Below are 19,990 nucleotides of genomic sequence, written 5' to 3'. Positions count from 1 at the left end.
CTTTGCAACAGCTGACCAGCGGAAAAACCCCGCACCGGGCCGAATTTTCAACGCCGTAAATTCAGGGTAACAGCATCAAGTCGCTATGGTGATTTTTAGATAGATGTCAGTTTTCCCGGTTTCATCCGCCCCCGACGGTCCGATGATTTTGCGGTGTCATCGCTAATATCGGCCCACCCGTGGCGCTGGCGTCGTCGGGGTCGTGGGTTACCATCAGGGTTGGCAATGCCTTTTGCCGGGCCTGATCAAACACAAAACGACGGAACTGATCGCGCAGGGTGGCATCGAGTTTGGAAAACGGCTCGTCAAGCAACAAGGCAGAGGGTTGCGACAGCAAAACCCGCATCACCGCCACCCGGGCGCGCTGCCCGCCCGACAATGTTGCCGGATCGCGCGTTGCAAAGCCTGCCATATCCGCCGTGATCAGAGCCTGTTCCACGGCAGCAAGCCGCCGTGCCCGGCCCCTGATTTTGGCGGGCAAGGCAAAGGCCAGATTGCCGCCCACCGACAAATGCGGAAACAGCAAATCATCCTGAAACAATATGCCAACATGGCAGTCTTGCGGCGGCAAATTATCAATCCGGGTGCCGTTTAAAAACACGCCTCCGGCCACGTCAAACCCGTGCGCCAATGTGCCACAAATATAAGCCAGCAAGGATGATTTCCCCACCCCGCTTGGCCCCATCAGGGTGACAATTTCGCCCGCCCCAACCGTCAGATCAACATCGCATAATTGCGCACCATTTACCGAAATGCGCACATGGTCAAGTTTCAGGCCGGTATTTTGCGGCGGTCGGGGTGATGTGGCCATATCGGATATATCTCGTTTTTTTATATGTCACGTCGCATGCCACGACGGCGGCAAAACAGAATTGCGGGAACAAGCATGGCAATGCCAAAGCCGACAAAGGGCAAAACGGTTTGCAAAACACCATAAATGCCGATCATGCGCCGATCATTGCCCGCCGCCAGTGCCACCGCATCGGTGGTGAGGGTGGCAAAGCGCCCGGCACCAATCAGCAAGGTGGGTAAATATTGCCCGACACTAACAGCAAAGCCAACGGCGATGGCGGCCAAAACAGGCCGGGTTAATAACGGCAAAATCACCCGCCAGAACACCCGGTCGGGCGATGCCCCCAAACACAAGGCCGTTTGGCGATAGCGCGGATCAAGGGCGCGAAACGGGTCGGCCAGCGATAAAAACACATAGGGCAGTACAAAAACCAGATGCGCCAGCACCACCGAAACCAGTGTGCGTTCCAGCCCCAAAAAAGTGAAGAACACCTGCAAACCAAACATGAAACTGATTTGCGGCATCAGCAACGGCACGTAAATCAGCCACAAGGCCCCGCGGCCCGGTCGGGATGTGGCGGCGTTTCGCTGTTCACGCTCCAGACACGCCACCACCAATATAATCGCCAGCACCACCGCCGCCCCGCCAATCACAACGGTATTGATCACATCATCGCCCAGGGCCGGTAATTCACGCAGCCATAATTTTACACTCCATTGCCCCGGCAACATATCGGGGAAGCGCCAGAACCCGGCGATGCTCCAGACTGCCAACCCGGCAATGCCCAACAGCACCATGCCCGCCGCGATCAGGGCGGCCACCGCGCCAAGCGCGCGCACACTTCCTTCGCAACGATACCGCCCCCCGGCTTCGGCCCAACCGCGCCCAAAGCGGGCAACCAGTTTTTCAAAACCCCACCAAAGGGCAATCAGGCCCACGACCACGCCCAATTGCACCAGTGCCGCCGCCGATGCCATAAACCGCATCGATAAATCCGGGTCGGACAGCCAGTGTAAAATACGCACCGCCAACGGGGCCGGAGTGGTGGGGGCCAATATCATTGCCACATCCACCACCGATGCCGAATAGGCCAAAACCGCAAAAACCGGCAATTTGATTTGCGGGTAAATACGCGGCAACACGGTTTTAAACCAGCCTGCCACCCGGCCATACCCCAAGGTTAACGCAACATGACGGGTGCGTTCGCCGTCGGCCTGTGGCAGGGCACCCAATGTCATTAAAAACAAAAACGGCACTTCCTTGGCCACCAACCCGGCGACAAGTGCCAAACCCCAGCCATCCTGCACAGTCACAATATCAGCCGGGCGGTCCCAACCGCCAAGGGCCGCAAAAACCCGCACAATCCAGCCCGACGGGGCAATTAAAAAGGCAATGCCAAACGCCGCTGCCGCATGGGGCACCGACAAAATCGGTGCCAGCACGCGTTGCATCAGGTCAAAGGCGCGTGTGCCCTGCCATGCCGCACAAAAAAGCATGACCACACCAAAGGATATTGCGGTTGCCAACAAGCCGGTCGTTGCCGAAAGCCGCACTGAAATCAGCAAACCCGGTTGGGCGAATAACGCACGCCACGCCGCCAGCGATGCCTGCCCCCCACCCAGCGCTGGCAAATAGCCAAAAGCCGGTAAAACCGTGCCCAACAGCCCCGCCAGTAACGGCCCGACCATTAAAACCACGGTTAAACCCGGCGCATATTTTAGCAGCTTGGGCACGTATCCCCCGTCATGGCGGCGTTGCTGGCGCGGTCAGGTTGAAAAATTTGCACGGCCCTGAAACGGGATTTGGCCAAAATCATGGGGCGACGCCATAGCGTTTTTGCCATTCCCTTTCGACCAGTTCCATCCAGCTTGGATGGGGTTCGGGCAAAACCTTGCCCATATCAGCCGGTGACAAGGTGGCGACGCCCAAATCGAGCGCATCAAATTTTTCGCGGTCTGCGGGCGGAATTTTATCCATGTCCAGCACCGTAAAGCTGCCCCAGATTTTCGGGTCCTGCTTGCGCAACTGGGCCTGTGGCGACATCAAAAAATCGGCCAGCACCACCGCCCCGGCCTTGGCCGAGGCATTAAACGGAATGGCGACAAAACTGGTATTGCCAAGAGTGCCGCCATCAAACACAAAGCTGCGCACACTATCGGGCAGCTCAAAATTGGCAATCGCGGCTGAAACTTCGGCGGCACTAAACGAAAAGCCGATATCAATTTCATTATCGGCCATCATGGCACGCAAGGCCGCCCCATTGGCCGGATATGCGTTGCCGTCGCGCCACAAAAGCGGCTGCATTTTTGCGAGATATGTCCAAAGCGGTGCCAAAACCTTTTGTGCGTCGGCGTCACCGGCGGGTTTTTGCAAAACCGCCGGATCATCGACAACTTCGGTTAGAACCTGCTTTAAAAACGAGGATCCCATATAGTCCGGCGGCTGCGGATAGGTGAACCGGCCGGGATGGGTTTGCAACCATGCCAGCAATGCCTGCGCGCTGCGCGGCGGGGTTTTCACCCGTGATGTATCATCAAAAAAGCTAAGCTGCGCCATGCCCCACGGCGCTTCCAGCCCGGCAGTCGGCACGGTAAAATCGTTAATCGTGGTCGGCTTGCCAATGACATCGACATATTTGAAATGCGGGGTTTGTTCCACCCACGGGCCAAACAGCAAACCATTGCGTTTCATCGCGGCAAAATTTTCGCCGTTAATCCAGATCATATCAACGGCACCGCCATCGGCAACACCAGCGGCCTTTTCGGAAACCACCTTTGATACCGCATCGGCGGTATCGGCAAGTTTTACCTGTTTGACGGTAACGCCGTATTTTTCCTGCATCTGATTACCCGCCCAGGCGATGTAATCGTTAATGCGGGGTTCTCCACCCCAGGCGTACCAATACACGGTCTGGCCTTTGGCCTGTTTTAAAACCGCGTCCCAGTTTTGCATATCGGGGGCCGGGTCGGCACTGGCAAGGGACGAAAAGCCCATCAGGCTTGCCCCGAAAATTGCCGCCGCCATTAAACGGGCTGTTAATCTGGGCATATGTTTTTCCTTCCCCCGGAATTTACGCAATCGGCGCGCATGTCCATTGTCTGTGTTGTGCCAAGGCGCAACGGAACAATCAATTTTTGCCGCCGTTATCAACCTGCAATGAATTGTTGTCGGGCCTATGGCCTGCGAAATCAATTCACGCTTGCGTTAAGTCTGCGCCAAACACATCTTGATGCGACGATGCCGCAAGGCCACAACACGGAAATGGAAACACCAATGTTTGACTGGATCGCCGACCCCCATATGTGGGTAGGTCTTGCAACGCTAACCGCCCTTGAGATTGTGCTGGGCATCGACAATATCGTTTTTCTATCCGTCATTGTCTCCAAATTACCGCAAAAACAGCAAAAATCCGCCCGGCGTGCGGGCCTGCTGGGCGCCATGCTGATGCGCCTGTTGCTGCTGGCCTGCATGGCATGGGTGATGGAACTGACCACGCCATTATTTGAAATATTTGACCGTGGCATTAGCGGGCGCGACATGATCCTGATTGTCGGCGGGCTGTTTCTTATTGCCAAGGCATCCATGGAAATTCACCACACCATTGATGAGCCGGGTGAACATGAAGCAAAGGCCATTGCCGGGTTTGTTGGCACCATCGTGCAGATTATGCTGCTTGATATTATCTTCTCGCTGGATTCCGTGATTACCGCTGTCGGCCTTGTGGACCATCTCACCGTGATGATGCTGGCCGTTGTCATATCGGTCGGTGTGATGTTAATGGCCGCGCGCATGATTGGCGATTTTGTCGACAAACACCCGTCGATCAAAATGCTGGCGCTGTCGTTTCTGATATTGGTGGGGTTTGTGCTGTTGCTCGACGGTGTGCAAATTCATGTCCCCAAAGGCTATATCTATTTTGCCATGGCGTTTAGTCTGGGTGTTGAAACCCTGAACCTGCTTAATCGCAAACGCAAAAATAACGCCAAACAAACATCGGCACCGTCATGAAAAAAATTACCCCGCCCGCCATGCTTGCCGCGGCATTTAATGCGGCAGGCCAGGGCAATATTAACGTGCTGGAATTTCCTGAAGGCACCCGATCCGCCGCCGACGCCGCAGCCGCCATTGGCTGTGACATCAGCGATATTGGCAAGTCGCTGGTGTTTTGGGGCCAAAACAGCCAAAGCCCGGTTTTGATTATTATGAATGGGGAAAACCGGGTTTGCGAAAAAAAGGTTGAAGCCATCATTGGCGAACCGATTGGCAAGGCTGATGCAAAACAGGTCCGCGCCCATACCGGCTATGCCATTGGCGGCGTACCGCCTTTTGGCCATGCCACCCCCGTACACACCTTGATTGATGAAAAATTGCTGCACAAACCGCAAATCTGGCTGGCGGCAGGCACGCCCCGCAGCGTTTTTTGTTTAACCCCGGCGCAGTTATGCCACATCACCGGCATTCCACACGGCCATAGCGTGGCACAGGAAACCACATAAACCCCGCCCGTTAACGCGAAGGGACGGACCGGGACGAGACGGAACGGAACGATGGAACGTGATCAAGGCCGAACCCTGCTTAAATCAGGCCATCTTTACGGGTAGCGGCACGGGCGCCGATTTCATCAAGGGTTTCCTGTTCCTTGCGGTCTTCCTCGGCGCGCACGGCGGCAACACGGTTTCGTTCGGTAATTTCGGCGGTTTTCATATCTTTAAACGCCTGCGCGACCACATCGCGAAAGGCATCAATTTTGGCTTCCTGTGCGGCAATCTGTTCGTTCAGGGCGGTGCGTTCGGCAATCACAGCATTGGCAAAGTTGCCATAGGCGAACCCGGCCGTTTGCGGGTTTTCCGACGCTACTTTCTGTTCCGCCTTCAAGGCACGGCCCAGTTCGTCGCGTTGCTCAATCAACTGTTCGAGCACGCGCAACAAATCGCCCAGTTCACGCTGTTTTTCATCGAGCGTCCACTTGCGAATCCGCACAAGGGTTTTAAAATCCTTGGCCATGGGCGGCCTTTCTTTTCTGTGATGTCAACATTGCCATTACGGGCAGCGGGCGCGCTTTAGCCGCCCCACGCTATATATTCGATCAGCCGTTTATCACCCGCCTAAAGCCCGCTTGGCGGCGTTCAAATCGGTCGGGGCCTGTCGCGACTGGCTGTTAACCGCGCCGCCGGGGCGTGCCGCGTGGCCTGCGTTTCCGGCCACCTGGGCATTACCATCTTCGACCGGGGCCATATCAAGCCTGCGGGCCAAATCGGCATAGCCTTCGGCCAGGCGCGTGCATTCATTTTTACGCTGGCTTAAAAATTCCTCGATCAGGGGAAAATAATGGATCGCTTCATCGACCTTGGTATCCGTCCCCCGGCGATAGGCGCCCAGCCGGATCAATTCGGCCATGTCGTTATAGGTTGCCAGCAATTGCCGGGCACGGCGCACAATCTGATTTTCATAGTCGTTGTTACATCCCGGCATGGTCCGCGAGACGCTGCGCAAAATATTAATTGCCGGGTAACGTCCCTGTTCGGCAATTGCGCGGTCCAGCACGACGTGACCATCCAAAATACCGCGCACGGCGTCGGAAATCGGTTCGTTATGATCATCGCCATCGACCAGCACGGTAAACAGCCCGGTGATGGAGCCTTGCCCCGGCCCGCCCGGCCCGGCGCGCTCCAGCAAACGGGGCAGTTCGGCAAACACGGTTGGCGTATAGCCCTTGGAGGCCGGGGGTTCACCGACCGACAGGCTGATTTCACGCTGGGCCATGGCAAAGCGGGTGACGGAATCCATCATGCACAACACATCGCGCCCGCGATCACGGAAAAATTCCGACACCGCCATTGTCATATAGGCGGCCTGGCGGCGCATCAAAGGTGGCTCGTCCGATGTGGCCACAACCACAACCGACCGGCTCAGGCCTTCCTCGCCCAGATCATCCTCGATAAATTCGCGGGCTTCGCGGCCACGTTCGCCAATCAGCCCCACCACCGACACATCCGATGTGGTGTGGCGCGTCATCATCGACAGCATACTGGATTTACCCACACCGGAACCGGCGAAAATACCCATGCGCTGGCCCCGGCAGCAGGTTAAAAAGGTGTTCATGGCGCGCACGCCCAAATCCAGCTTGCCCGACACGCGCTGCCGGGTATGGGCCGAGGGCGGGGTGCGGCGAATCGCATAAGGTGTGTTGCCCTGTGGCAGCGGCCCTTTGCCATCCACCGGGTCACCAAAGGCATTGATCACGCGGCCCAGCCAGCCATCGGCAGGGTAAATTTGCGGTTGGGTATCGGCCAGTTCCACCTCGCAACCAATACCAATGCCGTCAAGCGCGCCAAACGGCATTAACAGGGCACGTTCACTGCGAAAACCGACAACTTCGCAAATCACGGCTTCGCCGTCGCGGCGCACAACCTTGCAACGATCGCCAATCGACATCGATCCTTCAACGCCGCCAATTTCAACCAGCAATCCCAAAACCGCCGTCACACGGCCCACAACCCAGTATTCGGGAATGTGGCGAAGGTCGGCGACTATATTTTTGCCAATTTGAAACATAAGGGCCTGCTGTTTGCTCGGGGATACGGGGTGGCGCCGCGAGAGTGGAAAGCGGCGCGCTATGACCCAAATATAGAGGAGAAGGGCAAATTTACAAAGCCAACACGCGCACATGGCCGTAATGACGCCAAAGTTATGACCTAGGGATTGGGGCTTAAACCCCTGTTAAATCTTTGTTTGGTCATGACGGGAACAATATGGCAGTAAAAAAGTTAACAAATAGCGACTCGTGCGCTTGCCACGAGTCGCAAAGCAACGTATCGTTAACAAAAGGGAAAAATCCCACGATACGGCTGCTGTTGGGGCATAGCCGGGACAGTCCGGATAAACACCAAATTTATTGCGGAATATGGTAACGGAGCGGAGCGGAAAATGCGGGTGCTGCTTGTTGAAGATGACGATGCCATGTCGGACAGCATAGAACTTATGCTGAAATCCGAAGGAATGGTTGTCGACACCACTGATCTGGGGGAAGACGGCCTCGAGATTGGTAAATTATACGATTACGATATTATTTTGCTGGACCTGATGTTACCCGACATAGACGGGTACGAGGTTTTGCGTCGCCTGCGCGATGCGCGGGTGGAAACACCGGTTCTGATCCTCTCGGGTCTGACCGAAACCGAAGACAAGGTTAAAGGCCTTGGCTTTGGCGCAGACGATTATCTGACCAAGCCGTTTGACAAAACCGAACTGCTGGCGCGCATCCAGGCGATTGTTCGCCGATCCAAGGGGCATGCCCAGTCGGTTATTGCCACGGGGATGCTGCATGTCAATCTTGATGCCCGCACGGTCGATGTGGCCGGGTCTCCCTTGCATTTGACTGGCAAGGAATATGGCATTTTAGAATTGCTGTCGCTGCGCAAGGGCACCACGCTGACCAAAGAGATGTTTTTAAACCATCTTTATGGCGGCATGGATGAACCGGAACTGAAAATTATTGACGTCTTTGTCTGTAAATTGCGCAAGAAAATCCAGTCTGCGACCGAAGGCGACAATTACATTCATACTGTCTGGGGCCGTGGCTATGTTTTACGCGACCCGGAAAGTAGTGGCGCGCACGCCGCAGCCTGATACGGGCGGCTCCGCTATCTGCACTGCAAAAAACACCCCGACACAATATGTGGCGGGGTGTTTTTTATAGGTGCGGCACACCGGAATTATATGCTGGCAACACTTCAAAACCCATATGTTCATGCAGGACCATCAAGTTTTCCCTCCGCCGACCACCTCAATGAAGGCCGTGCGGCACAGTAGCACCTTGTCACCGACAAGAAGACAACAGCTTAATCTTTTTTGTCGTCGGGTTTACGCGGGTAAGTCCGCCCGAAGGTGGAAGATGACGGCCGCGTTGACGAAAAACTGCTACCACTGCCCGAGCCCGCAGTTCCACCAGGACTTGCAGGGCGCTGATATCCGCTGCCTGCTGTCGTACCCGTACTGCCGCCGCTGGCACCTGTCCCATAGCGCGAAGTCCCGGTACCCGTCGTACCGGTGGTACCGGTTGTGCCCGCCGGACGGCTATAGGTCCCACCCGTTGTCGATGTACCGGCACTCCCGGTGCCATAACTGCGCGGCGATGTGGTTGAGGGCGTGGTCGGACGGGCAGTAGGCGTTGCCGAGCCTGATGTGCCACCAGCCAGTGTGCCTGTCGCCCCGGCCTGCATCGCCTTGGGTTTGGGAAAAGCAAAACCACCTGCTGCAGCACCGCTGGCGGCACTCGTCGCCCCTGCTGCTGCTGCCTGCAATTTTTCAAGGGCGGTAACATCCACCTCGGGCGCACCGGGACGGTTAAGCTGATAAATGCCACGCTGACGGGCCAGCGGTTTGAATTTGTCAGAAATACCCAAAACCGTTTCAGCACCGCCTAAAAACAAAAAGCCGTCATCGGGCATTTGCGCCGAAATGCGCGTCAGCACATCGGTTTTGGTTGGCTGGTCAAAATAGATCAGCACGTTGCGGCAATAAACAATGTCAAACTGCCCCAGCGGCTTTAGATCTTCCAGCAGGTTATATTCGCGATACTGAACCTTTGAGCGCAGATCAGACGAGATTTGCCACATATCTTCGGCCTTCTGGAAATGCTTGACCAGAAGGGTAATCGGCAAGCCGCGCTGGACTTCAAACTGCGAATACAGGCCCGCACGGGCCTTGTTAAGAATTTCACGCGAAATATCGGTACCGATAATTTCAATCCGCCACCCGGCCAACTGGCTGGCAAAATCCTGCAGGATCATCGCCAGCGAATAGGGTTCCTGCCCCGAAGAGGCCGCCGCACACCAGATGCGCAAATGCCGTTTGCTGGCGCGCGCCTTGATCATATGGGGCAACACAACATGGCGGAACTGATCGAACGGTTTGGTATCGCGAAAGAAAAACGATTCGTTGGTGGTCATTGCTTCGACCACATCTTCGATCAGGGCACGGTCCATTCCGCGCAACGCCCCGATTAATTCGCCAAGGTCTTTCAGACCACGCTTGCGCGCAATCGGCATAAGCCGGCTTTCGAGCAAATAGAACTTATCCTGCGTCAGGACAAGACCCGAGCGGGATTTGATCAATTTGCTTACGAAATCAAAGTCTTCCGGCTTCAACATCTTGTGTTAACGACCTCCGGCAAATTTTTTAACATAAGGGGCGATTCCCCCTATTGGCAGTATCGCCGTACAAATTCCGGCCTGTGCCGCCGCACCGGGCATTCCCCAGACCACACTGGTGGCTTCATCCTGGGCAACCACCATGCCACCGGCACCAACAACATTACGGCCCCCCAACATACCATCCTGCCCCATTCCGGTCAGGATGATTGTCAGCAAATTGCCCCCGTAACTGTCAACCAGACTGCGCAACATCGGATCAACTGACGGACGGCAGAAATTTTCCGGGGCATTCTGGTTCAGAGCAATTCTGCGGTTGTTACCGCGACCATCAACCACCATGTGGTAGTCCCCCGGGGCCAAATAAACCCTGCCAGGCTGAACAGTTTCGCCGTTAACCCCTTCGCCGCATTTCAAACCGGTCAGGCGGGTAATATGTTCGGCCAGAATTGTGGTGAAAGTTGCGGGCATATGCTGGGTAATAAAAATTGGCTGACGCACCCCCACCAGCCCGCGCAACACCTCAAACAAGGCCTGCGGCCCCCCGGTGGAGCTGCCAATGGCGATGGCTTCGACATTCAGTTTCTTTTCGGGCACCAGAACCAGCGGTCCCTGATTGTGGCGACCCCGGCGGGCCGGTGCCGGGGCATTGCCAACAACAGTTGCAGCCCCGCGTCTTGCACTGGCATCGGCGGCACGGGCCACCGGCGGTGCCTGGCGCAAGGCGGCCTCGCGGGTTTTTCCCGCCGGGCGGGCCGCGCCCTGGTCATTGCCTTTAACATTATTCGCATGTGCCGTGCCCGCAGCAGGGCGCAAGGGCGAATGTTGTGCCATTGCTGCCGGTTTGGCATGCTGGGTCATCGGGGCGGCGGGGGCACTGTGCCCGGCCGGGGTGCCTTTTTTGGCCGCAACTGCCGCGTCTTCAATCAGCCGGCCGGGATCGCGGACAGGCGCGCGGCGGGTTTCCGGATGCACTATATGGGCGGCATCGCCATGGCTTGCGCTATCGCGTCCTGCGGGCTGACCATGATGCTCGCCCGGGTCGCGCGCAACAGGTGCGGTGGCGACATGGGGCATCGGGCGCGTGGCAGCCTGCATCGGCCGGGGCCGCAATTCGGCGGTGAAACGCTTGCGCTGAATACGACCGGGCTTTTGCATAACCTGATGATCAGCAGAGAGTTCTGCGCGAAACGGTTTGGTGCCGTCGGTATCGTGGCCGGTTTCATGCAAACCGGCTTCATCACCGTGATCGGCAAAATGCCCGGTTTCCCCGATATCGGCAGGCCCACCGGCACCGGCATCAATACCGGCCTGATCTGCCCCGTGCACCGCCAGTGCGGCATCGCCGTCATCAGGCAAGGCACCGGTATCGCTGCCAAGAAGCCCGGCATCGCCAATATCGTCAAAGCCCTCGTCTTGTAAGGCGGCGGTTTGTTCCAGCATCTTGCGACGCTGTTCCGACCATGCCTTGACCTTGTCGACCAGTTCTGTTCGAAAACCGGACCCGACATTGATATCCTTGGCCGAGGACGGCTTGGGGATATAGTCAACCGCGCCCAAAGTCATGGCGCGAAAGCTGATATCGGCGTTTCGCTTGGTCAGGGTGGATGCCATGATGACGCGAACTGTCGGATCGATTTCAAGAATCTTCGGCAGGGCGGTCAGCCCGTCCATCACCGGCATTTCGATATCAAGCACAACCGCTTCGATGCCCCCCGCCAGCATGACGCCAAGGGCATCTTCGCCGTTGGCGACCGAACCGACGACCTCAATATCGTGATCCTCCTGCAACATACGCGTCACAAGGCCGCGTACAATTGCCGAATCATCAACGATCAGGACTTTATATGGTGGATCGATGTGGTTGTGTTCCACAGATACGATGTTCCCGTTTGCTCAGGCCGCAACGCCCCAAACGATGTCGCGGCCACAAGGATCAGATCAGGCCAACCTGTTCGAATTTGGCCTGGATGATCTCACTATCAAATGGTTTCATGATGTATTCATTTGCCCCGGCGGTAATGGCTTCCTGGATATGCTCCAGGTCATTTTCCGTGGTGCAGAATACAACAACGGGTTCATCCCCCCCCGGCGCTGCGCGCAGATCCCGGAGGAAATCAATGCCGCTTTTTATCGGCATGTTCCAATCAAGCAGCACCGCGTCCGGCATATCGGCGAAGCATTTTTCAAGTGCTTCCATACCGTCTTCGGCTTCGACAACCTCGAATCCCAATTCCTCAAGGATACGGCGTGCCACCATTCTGATGACTTTTGAATCATCGACGACGAGACAACTCTTCATCGACTTCCTTCTCGCAATTTCACTTGTTAAGCCACGACCGGCAATATCCGGGCGCCGGGCGCGCCCGGAACATCGTTAACAGACCGGCATCAGCCAGCCTGCTTCACAGACCCGGCAAAATCAAGCAGCCGGGTGACATCAAGAATAACCAGCAGGTTCTTTTCCAGACGGAAGATGCCGTCCGAAAATTCCCGCCAGCGCGGATCAAGTGTTGCCGGGTTCCGTTCAAACGCGTTTTGCGGCACGCTTAAAACTTCCCCGACCTGATCAACCATCAGGCTATAAAGTTCGCCACCCTGGTCAACCACGATGCTCATACCAGGATCTTCGACTTCCTTGTTGCGCAAACCAAGACGTTTGCGCACATCAATCGCGGTAACGATGCGCCCGCGCAGGTTCAAGGAACCGGCCACTTCGGGCGGCGCCAGCGGAATACGGGTAATCCGCTGCGGGCCAAGCACATCCTGCACGGTCAGAACCGGAATGCCAAACATCTGTTTGCCGATCGTCGCCGTCACAAAATCCTTGGTTGATCCTCCCAGATCAAGGGCCGTACTGCGATCTGAACCGGGAACAAGTGCGTTTTTATCACTCATGATACTTTACCTTCGATTTAGACAGCTGCCAGCGTCTGGATCAGCGTCGACACCAGGGCTTCGCGGTCAAACTTGGCGACATAATCGCTAAATCCGGCACGACGCCCGCGTTCGAAATCTTCTTCGCTGGTATGCGAGGACAGGGCGATAATCGGAACTTCGCCCCAGGCCTCGTCATTTTGCAGACTTTCGGCAAACTCAAACCCGTTCATGCCAGGCATTTCGATATCGCTGATAATGGCATCAAAAATGGCACCATTATTTTTCAGCTCTATCGCCTGCTCCGCACTTTCAACCGACGTTACCTTGAAACCCGAAACCGACAACATCGGCGTTAGCAGATTGCGAAAGAAGGGGCTGTCATCGACCAGCAAAACCTTCTTTTTCTCGCCTGTGGTTTCTTCGGTTCCGAACCAGTCGCTAAATGCCAGTTCAAGATAATACCCCGCATCGATCAGATCGGTTGCCTTGCCGTCAACCACGGCCGACCCAACCAGACCATCCCGATCCGATGTCAATTCAACATTGAGCACATCATCAACGATATCAACGATTTCGTCGACAACAAGGCCCATGGTCCGTTCACGGTCCTGGAAAACCAGCGTCGGCTGACGCCCTTCGGTTTTCATCTGGTAGGCACCGTCAATAAACACCAGCGGCATCAGTTTGCCACGGTACTGAACCAGCGGACGACCGTTGGAATATTCGATGCTTTCAACATCGATTTCTTCCAGTCGCGCCACCAGTGCCAGCGGCACCGCACGAACTTCGTTGCCACCAGCGCGGAATACCAGCATCGACGTCGTCTGGCGATCCGTGCTTTCGGATTTGGCCTTGGATTCAACACCCTGACCACCACCAACCGTGATTTCGCCGGTCCGCGTGGCAATGCCGTTCGGATCGAGGATCATGATGACGCTACCGTCACCCAGAATAGTATTGCCCGAGAACAGCGACAGATCACGCAGGATCGGTGCCACCGGTTTGACGACGATTTCCTCGGTGTCAAACACCCGGTCAACGATAATACCAAAGCTGTAGGTGCCGACCTGGGCGACCACGATGAAGGCTTCTTCATCGACGTCGCTTTCGCCGGTTTCATCAAGACCCAGTATTTTCTTGAGCGTGACGAGCGGCAACAACCGGTTGCGCAAGCGCAGAACCGGCGTGTCGTGGATCCGCTCAATCGAATGTTCGGAATTGCTTGAGGCACGCACCAGTTCCAGAACGCTGATCTGGGGAATGGCAAAACGTTCGCCGCCACTTTCAACGATCAGGGCCGAAACGATGGCCAGAGTCAGCGGAATTTTAATGATGAAGGTTGACCCGCGACCTTCAACCGATTTCAGCTCGACCGTGCCGCCGATCTTTTCAATGTTGGTACGAACCACGTCCATACCGACACCACGACCGGAAACCGATGTAACCTTTTCAGCCGTCGAGAAACCGGCCTTGAAAATAAACTGGTGGATCTGCTGATCCGACATGCTTTCCAGTTCGCCTTCCGAGACCAGACCATTGCTGACAGCTTTGGCCTTGATCCGCGCAACATTAAGACCGCGCCCGTCATCGGAAATCTCGATAATAATATGACCGCCTTCATGATAGGCGTTCAGGGTTACCGTTCCGGTTTCAGGCTTGCCAACATCGCGGCGGCCCTGAATGTCTTCAAGGCCATGATCGGCAGAGTTCCGCACCATGTGGGTCAGCGGATCCTTGATCAGTTCAAGAACCTGACGATCCAGTTCGGTGTCGGCACCAATCATTTGCAGATCGATCTTTTTGCCCATTTCAAGGGCCAGATCGCGCACGATACGCGGCAGTTTGGCCCATGCATTGCCAATCGGCTGCATACGGGTTTTCATCACACCTTCCTGAAGGTCGGTGGTGATGTGCGACAAACGCTGCAACGGCACGGTAAATTCGCTGTCATCCTTGCCACGCACCATCTGCAACAGCTGGTTACGTGTCAGCACCAGTTCGGAAACCAGTGTCATCAGGTTTTCAAGCAATTCGACATTCACACGAATGGTCTGTGCCGCAACCGAGCTTTCCTTGGCCTCGTTACGCACATGCGGGTCCGCCTTGGCACCGGCATCCTGGGCCGGGGCGGCGGCTTGAACCGCTTGCGTTTTCGGGGCCGATGGCGGTTTGGCCGCTGCGGCAGGTGCCTTGGGCGCTTCTACCACGGGTTCGGGTTCGGGTTCCGGCTCGGATTTCGGTTCAGGTGCCAGAAAAATTTCGGGCCGGGGCGGCGAAACACTTGCCGCAGCCGTGGGGATATTTTCCCCGGCAGCCGGCAGGTTGCCGGTATCGGCAAAATAGTTCAAACGGGCGATCAGGTCGGCATCGTTGCCTGCCGGTTCGGTTTCGTTGGTTTCAAGTTCGCTCAACAGATATTTAATCGTGTCGATCGATTCCAGAACCAGCGTCACGGCGTCAGGAGTAACGATCAGTTCACCATCGCGGATTTTCCCCAGGACGTTTTCGCCCGCATGCGCAACGGCTTCAAGACGCGGCAACCCTAAAAAGCCGCAAGTGCCCTTGATGGTATGAACCAGACGAAAGATATTCGAAAGAATATCCGGATCATTCGGATTCTGTTCAAGTTTCACCAGTTCGACGTCAAGCGTCGAAAGACTTTCCGAAGTTTCGGTCAAAAATTCGCTTAAAAGATCGTCCATATACCCCCTCCACAATGCCGGCAATCAGACCATCACCGGACCCGGGACGTCAACCGCATCAAATCTGCCCACAATATTCTGTTTCTCATATTACATGAGAGCTACCATGTAGGTAGAGCCTAGCATACGGTTTTACGATACTGGCACGTCTATTTTTTTAAACATAGATCAAAGTAACCGAATTTTCTTTGGCTTCCACCCGCACCCCCTTGCCTAGTCTTTCGGCTAGGTTTCGGGCAAAAAAGCCCTGAATGTTGCGCGGATCAAGGTCGTTCGGGTCCACCGGCCCGGAAAGCACCTTTTCAATTTCGGGGCGGATTGCGGCCCGTTTTCCCTGCGCGATGACGCGAATTTCCTGACCGGAGTCGCACTGAACCGAAATATCGCCGCCAAATGGCAGCGCTTCGCGGGCCATCATGATCATGTTCAAAACAATCCGGCCGGTCACGGCATCGATGGTGCGATAATCAGCCCAGTCCAGGCTCACCTTGCCGTCGGCCTCGTAGGCCTGGGTAATTGTTTTATGCATGGTCGATGCATCAACGCTGTTCCCGGCCCGGCCATAGGCCAGACGAAACAGTTGCAGACGGCGCTGGGCCTCCTGTCCGCTGCGGCGCATCAGGGCCAGGGCTTCGTCGTCGGTGCCCCCTGCCTCGTCCATCAGTTCGGCCCCGGCATTCACCGCGCCAACCGGCCCAACCAGATCGTGACAAATACGCGAGCTGATAAGTTCTATCAGGATAAGCTCTAGCTGCCTGTCCTGTTGCATGCACTGTGCTCCAGATTCTTGATGATGCGCCTTCCCCAAAAGCCGCATCCCCACATAAAAAAAACGGTCTCACGCCCGTTGAGGCGGGAATCCACGCCCTAATGTGCAAAACAGGTATTAAAACCTTATTTATATGATAGGCCAAACTTGCCCTGATCGACACGTCAATTCGGCGTGAAACACGTTTTCGCCCTTTGTCAGACCCGGTTTGCGGTGCTAGATTTGAAATAATAAATCTTGCAAGATAACGGATATCGGTTGCCGACCTGCGCGCAAATCGCCCCGATAAACCGGCAAATGCACGACTGACACAGCAAACCCCCTAACGGTTCGGATAGCAGCTTTATGGATTTTCTTCTGACCCCTGGCACCATTGTTCGTCACCCCGGCCAACCCGACTGGGGCCTTGGCCGCATTCAGGCCGCCGATGGCGACAGGCTTGCCGTCAATTTCGAGGAAGCGGGCCGCCAGATCATTCGGACCCGCCATGTGGTGCTGGAAATTGTCGAACCTGCCTTCGGGTATGAATAACGACAATTATCAAAAATGCGGCCACGATGGCATATTGCCTGCACAGCCAGCCCCTGCCCCGCCGCATTTTTAAAATTGCGGGGTGATATGGTTCTGTTTTGCAGGGTTTTGCAAGGTTTTGTGCCGTTTATCCTGCGCGCGCGGCCCCGGGCACGATAAATTGCCCCTGCCCGTCATAACAAACTGATATCATTCTGATAAAATTCTGCTTCATCACCCCGAACAATTGCGGACACCTTTTAAATGACAAAGACAGAAATCCCGGTTGCCCCGGACAGCTTTAAAAAACGTCACCACGATGCGGCATGGTCCGTTCTGGAACGTTTTGCCAGCGGTCTGTCGGAAAAGGCGCGCAGTCAGGGCGATGTTGTCAGCATCGGCGATATCAACAAGGCGCTTGGCGCCCTTAAAAACCAGCCCGCCCTGTTTGAAGATGCATGGTATGCGCTGGAAAGCGAAGTTATTGCCGCCAATGCCCGGCGCACGCCTTCCATTCGCCACGATCCGTTTGGCCGTTTAATGGTCAGCCGCTTTGCCCATTTGCTGGAAGGACGCGAAGCCGGAGACCTGGAGCATGGCGCCCTGTCACGCGAAATGCTGCATCCGTTTTTTCAGGTTATCCGCATGATGGTCGGTGCCGACACCATCGAACAGATTGACACCGAAATTCGCACCATCGTCGAAACCCATGCCGACGCAGAAGACGAAATGCGCGATGCCACCGATTACTGGGATCATCTTTCGGCCAATCCGCTGGTATCAAAACAGATCACGATGGTATTTGTCCGGATGGCCATGCATTTTGCCGATTATGAAAAACGCAAAAACTGGTTTATCCAGCTGGTCAACGACAATATGCACCGCAATGGTGCCAGTTGGGAATTCACCGAAAGCCATTTTATAAAACTGATCCGCGCCCTGTTTCGCGATGTCCGGGCCATTCTTGCCAGCCCCGATCAATCGGCCCTGCTGGCCGCCGAAATAGACCACGGCAAAGTCACCATTTTGCGCGGCGTCATGGCAAATCTGGACCGCGACATTGCCGCCTTGCACAACCGCGAAGCCGCCGCCTGGCAAAACGACCAACCCGCATAATTTGCCTGTATATCCGGGCGGTATTGCCCCGGCAATCGCCCGGATATAAGCCCGCCCCGACGGCGCCCACAAACCGGTCACAAAGCTGATCAGAAAAAAGTGAGGATGCGGGCCTTGCACCGGGCCGGGTCGATGGACTATTTGTCATACAAAGGTGACGCATTCCGTTTTCGCAAAAATTCAGGCAGTTATCATCGTGCGCAATCCGCTGATCGACAAATATGGCCGTCATGTCTCGTATTTACGGGTTTCCGTAACCGACCGCTGTGATTTTCGCTGTACCTATTGCATGGCGGAAAACATGACGTTTCTGCCAAAATCACAGGTTCTGACCCTTGAAGAACTTGATCAGCTTTGCTCGGCCTTTATTGCACGCGGGGTGCGTAAACTGCGCCTGACCGGCGGCGAACCACTGGTGCGCCGTGGCATCATGGATTTAATTCGCGGTTTGTCGCGTCATTTAAAATCCGGCGCGCTGGATGAACTGACCCTGACCACCAATGGCAGCCAGCTTGCCACCTATGCCGATGATCTGGCACGGGCCGGGGTGAAACGGTTAAACATTTCGCTTGATACGCTCGACCATCAAAAATTTGCCGAGATTACCCGGCGTGGCCGCCTGGAACAGGTCTTGACCGGTCTTCAGGCCGCCAAAGAAGCCGGTATTGGCATTAAAATCAACGCGGTTGCCCTGCGCGGCCAGAATGAAGACGAAATTTCGCGCATGCTGGCCTGGTGCGGGCAGGAAGGTTTTGACCTTTGTCTGATCGAAACCATGCCGCTGGGCGATATTGATGGCGACCGCACCGACCATTACCTGCCACTGACCGTGGTGCGCGAACGGCTGGAAAAAGAATGGACGCTGGTGCCCAGCAACCATGTCACCCCCGGCCCGGCCCGCTATGTCAGTGTGGCTGAAACCGGCGGTCGCCTTGGTTTCATCACACCCATGACCCATAATTTCTGCGAAGGTTGCAACCGGGTGCGCATTACCTGTACCGGCACGCTTTATATGTGCCTGGGCCAGGAAGACCATATCGACCTTCGCGAAATTCTGCGCGAAAACGACCCCGCCTTGCTTGATGCCGCCCTTGACCGCGCCATGCTGCTTAAACCCAAAGGCCACGATTTTGTGATTGAGCGCAAAGGCGAAAAACCCGCCGTTTCGCGCCATATGAGCATGACGGGCGGTTAAACCGCCCCGTCAGCCCAATCAAGCGGCCTCAAGTGTCCGCTTTTGCATTACGCGTGAATATCACCGGAAACCAGTCTTCGCGCAATTTCTGCCCGGCTTGCATGTCATGGCCGGGAAACGGCGGCGATGTGGGGCCGGGGCGCTCGACATAGCGTGCATCATCGCCAACCAGCCGCACCGAAAAAGCCCGGCGGCGATTGCCCGTCAAATTGCCGCGTGCGCCGTGCAATATGCGAAAATCAAAGGCCACGGCATCCCCCGGTGCCATTTCCCATTCGCAAATTGTCATGCCTTCGGCATCCGGGTCGGGCACCGGCATATAGTCATCTTCGTTGGGATAAAAACTTGTTTCTGACAGCCACCGGGTTGGCAACACCGCACGCGGCCATTTGTGTGACCCCGCCACACAGCGCAACGATGCCTCGCGCACCGGGTCCAACGGCGACCAGAAACTGACCGTCTGTTGCCCTTCAACAAAATAATACGGGCTATCCTGATGCCACGGGGTCGGCTTTGATGTTCCCGGTTCCTTGACCAGCACATGGTCATGAAACAATTGCACGGCGTGTGACTGCATCAAATCGGCGGCCACCGCGCCCAGCGGCGATTGACGGATCACCTGCTCAAATGCATCAATGCGCTGCCAGTTGCAATAATCATCAAAAAACCGCCCACCTTCACCCGCTTTCAAATTCTCGGCGGCATAGGGGCCGGGCTGGGACATATTGGTTTCAATCCCGGCGGCCAGTTGCTCAACATGGCTGGCAAACAGCCCACGGATCAAAACAACACCGTCGCGCTGAAAGGCGTCGATATCGGCCTGGGATACAAGCGGATGGGAGATAATGGAATGGGACATTGGAAACTCCTGCA

The 19,990-nt window shown here is 55.8% G+C and carries 17 protein-coding genes and 1 pseudogene; 6 read left to right on the top strand and 12 right to left on the bottom strand.

From position 1 onward, the window contains the following. Positions 1 to 121 precede the first annotated feature (121 nt). The 3 genes from TMES_RS06730 to TMES_RS06720 all read right to left on the bottom strand — a co-directional run bounded on the left by TMES_RS06730 (position 122) and on the right by TMES_RS06720 (position 3,841). On the bottom strand, positions 122 to 811 hold the full coding sequence (locus TMES_RS06730; RefSeq protein WP_085580713.1) for an ATP-binding cassette domain-containing protein: 690 nt from the start codon (positions 809 to 811) through the stop codon (positions 122 to 124). 20 nt (positions 812 to 831) lie between these two features. Continuing rightward, a complete protein-coding gene (locus tag TMES_RS06725; RefSeq protein ID WP_245835241.1) occupies positions 832 to 2,526 on the bottom strand; it encodes an ABC transporter permease in 1,695 nt (564 codons plus the stop codon). A 79-nt stretch (positions 2,527 to 2,605) separates the two neighbouring features. Continuing rightward, positions 2,606 to 3,841 (bottom strand): ABC transporter substrate-binding protein, encoded by a 1,236-nt coding sequence (locus tag TMES_RS06720; RefSeq protein ID WP_085580711.1) that lies wholly within the window; start codon positions 3,839 to 3,841, stop codon positions 2,606 to 2,608. Positions 3,842 to 4,066: 225 nt separating this feature from the next. On the opposite strand from TMES_RS06720, the gene TMES_RS06715 reads away from it, so the two are divergent. After that, the gene (locus TMES_RS06715) at positions 4,067 to 4,801 is read left to right on the top strand and encodes a TerC family protein (protein ID WP_085581248.1); all 735 of its coding nucleotides are present in this window, start codon (positions 4,067 to 4,069) and stop codon (positions 4,799 to 4,801) included. Next, positions 4,798 to 5,289 (top strand): YbaK/EbsC family protein, encoded by a 492-nt coding sequence (locus TMES_RS06710; protein ID WP_085580709.1) that lies wholly within the window; start codon positions 4,798 to 4,800, stop codon positions 5,287 to 5,289. The genes TMES_RS06715 and TMES_RS06710 overlap by 4 nt, the downstream gene beginning before the upstream one ends. Positions 5,290 to 5,368: 79 nt before the next feature. On the opposite strand, the gene TMES_RS06705 is transcribed toward TMES_RS06710, so the two are convergent. After that, on the bottom strand, positions 5,369 to 5,797 hold the full coding sequence (locus TMES_RS06705; protein WP_085580707.1) for a flagellar export protein FliJ: 429 nt from the start codon (positions 5,795 to 5,797) through the stop codon (positions 5,369 to 5,371). A gap of 93 nt (positions 5,798 to 5,890) precedes the next feature. Next, the gene (gene fliI / locus TMES_RS06700) at positions 5,891 to 7,348 is read right to left on the bottom strand and encodes a flagellar protein export ATPase FliI (protein WP_085580705.1); all 1,458 of its coding nucleotides are present in this window, start codon (positions 7,346 to 7,348) and stop codon (positions 5,891 to 5,893) included. A 372-nt stretch (positions 7,349 to 7,720) separates the two neighbouring features. Here fliI and ctrA point away from each other — a divergent pair, with 372 nt between their 5' ends. Next, on the top strand, positions 7,721 to 8,422 hold the full coding sequence (gene ctrA, locus TMES_RS06695; protein ID WP_085580703.1) for a response regulator transcription factor CtrA: 702 nt from the start codon (positions 7,721 to 7,723) through the stop codon (positions 8,420 to 8,422). Positions 8,423 to 9,132: 710 nt separating this feature from the next. On the opposite strand, the pseudogene TMES_RS23290 reads toward ctrA, so the two are convergent. From TMES_RS23290 to TMES_RS06665, 6 genes and pseudogenes are all read right to left on the bottom strand, one after another. Next, positions 9,133 to 9,942 (bottom strand): annotated as a pseudogene (locus TMES_RS23290) (CheR family methyltransferase); the annotation flags it as partial. A gap of 9 nt (positions 9,943 to 9,951) precedes the next feature. Continuing rightward, positions 9,952 to 11,820 carry a chemotaxis protein CheB gene (locus TMES_RS06685; RefSeq protein WP_085580701.1) on the bottom strand — a complete coding sequence of 623 codons (1,869 nt, stop codon included), beginning with the start codon at positions 11,818 to 11,820 and terminating at the stop codon, positions 9,952 to 9,954. A gap of 61 nt (positions 11,821 to 11,881) precedes the next feature. Then, entirely contained in the window at positions 11,882 to 12,247 is a 366-nt protein-coding gene (locus tag TMES_RS06680) for a response regulator (protein WP_085580699.1), read from the bottom strand. A gap of 89 nt (positions 12,248 to 12,336) precedes the next feature. Next, positions 12,337 to 12,843, bottom strand: coding sequence for a chemotaxis protein CheW (locus tag TMES_RS06675; RefSeq protein WP_085580697.1), 507 nt, complete (start codon positions 12,841 to 12,843; stop codon positions 12,337 to 12,339). Positions 12,844 to 12,860: 17 nt separating this feature from the next. Beyond that, positions 12,861 to 15,527, bottom strand: coding sequence for a hybrid sensor histidine kinase/response regulator (locus TMES_RS06670; RefSeq protein ID WP_085580695.1), 2,667 nt, complete (start codon positions 15,525 to 15,527; stop codon positions 12,861 to 12,863). 157 nt (positions 15,528 to 15,684) lie between these two features. Then, a complete protein-coding gene (locus TMES_RS06665) occupies positions 15,685 to 16,296 on the bottom strand; it encodes a histidine phosphotransferase family protein (protein ID WP_085580693.1) in 612 nt (203 codons plus the stop codon). Between the two features lie 345 nt (positions 16,297 to 16,641). Here TMES_RS06665 and TMES_RS06660 point away from each other — a divergent pair, with 345 nt between their 5' ends. The 3 genes from TMES_RS06660 (at position 16,642) to moaA (ending at position 19,117) form a co-directional block, all read left to right on the top strand. Continuing rightward, a complete protein-coding gene (locus tag TMES_RS06660; RefSeq protein ID WP_085580692.1) occupies positions 16,642 to 16,827 on the top strand; it encodes a DUF3553 domain-containing protein in 186 nt (61 codons plus the stop codon). Between the two features lie 243 nt (positions 16,828 to 17,070). Next, entirely contained in the window at positions 17,071 to 17,922 is an 852-nt protein-coding gene (locus TMES_RS06655) for a hypothetical protein (RefSeq protein ID WP_085580690.1), read from the top strand. Positions 17,923 to 18,118: 196 nt separating this feature from the next. Next, entirely contained in the window at positions 18,119 to 19,117 is a 999-nt protein-coding gene (gene moaA / locus TMES_RS06650; RefSeq protein ID WP_085581244.1) for a GTP 3',8-cyclase MoaA, read from the top strand. Between the two features lie 28 nt (positions 19,118 to 19,145). On the opposite strand, the gene TMES_RS06645 is transcribed toward moaA, so the two are convergent. Continuing rightward, entirely contained in the window at positions 19,146 to 19,976 is an 831-nt protein-coding gene (locus TMES_RS06645; RefSeq protein ID WP_211275878.1) for a phytanoyl-CoA dioxygenase family protein, read from the bottom strand. Positions 19,977 to 19,990: the final 14 nt, after the last annotated feature.

The organism is Thalassospira mesophila (genome assembly GCF_002115755.1).
Lineage (GTDB): Bacteria > Pseudomonadota > Alphaproteobacteria > Rhodospirillales > Thalassospiraceae > Thalassospira > Thalassospira mesophila.
This window is presented reverse-complemented; position numbering and strand designations above follow the sequence as displayed.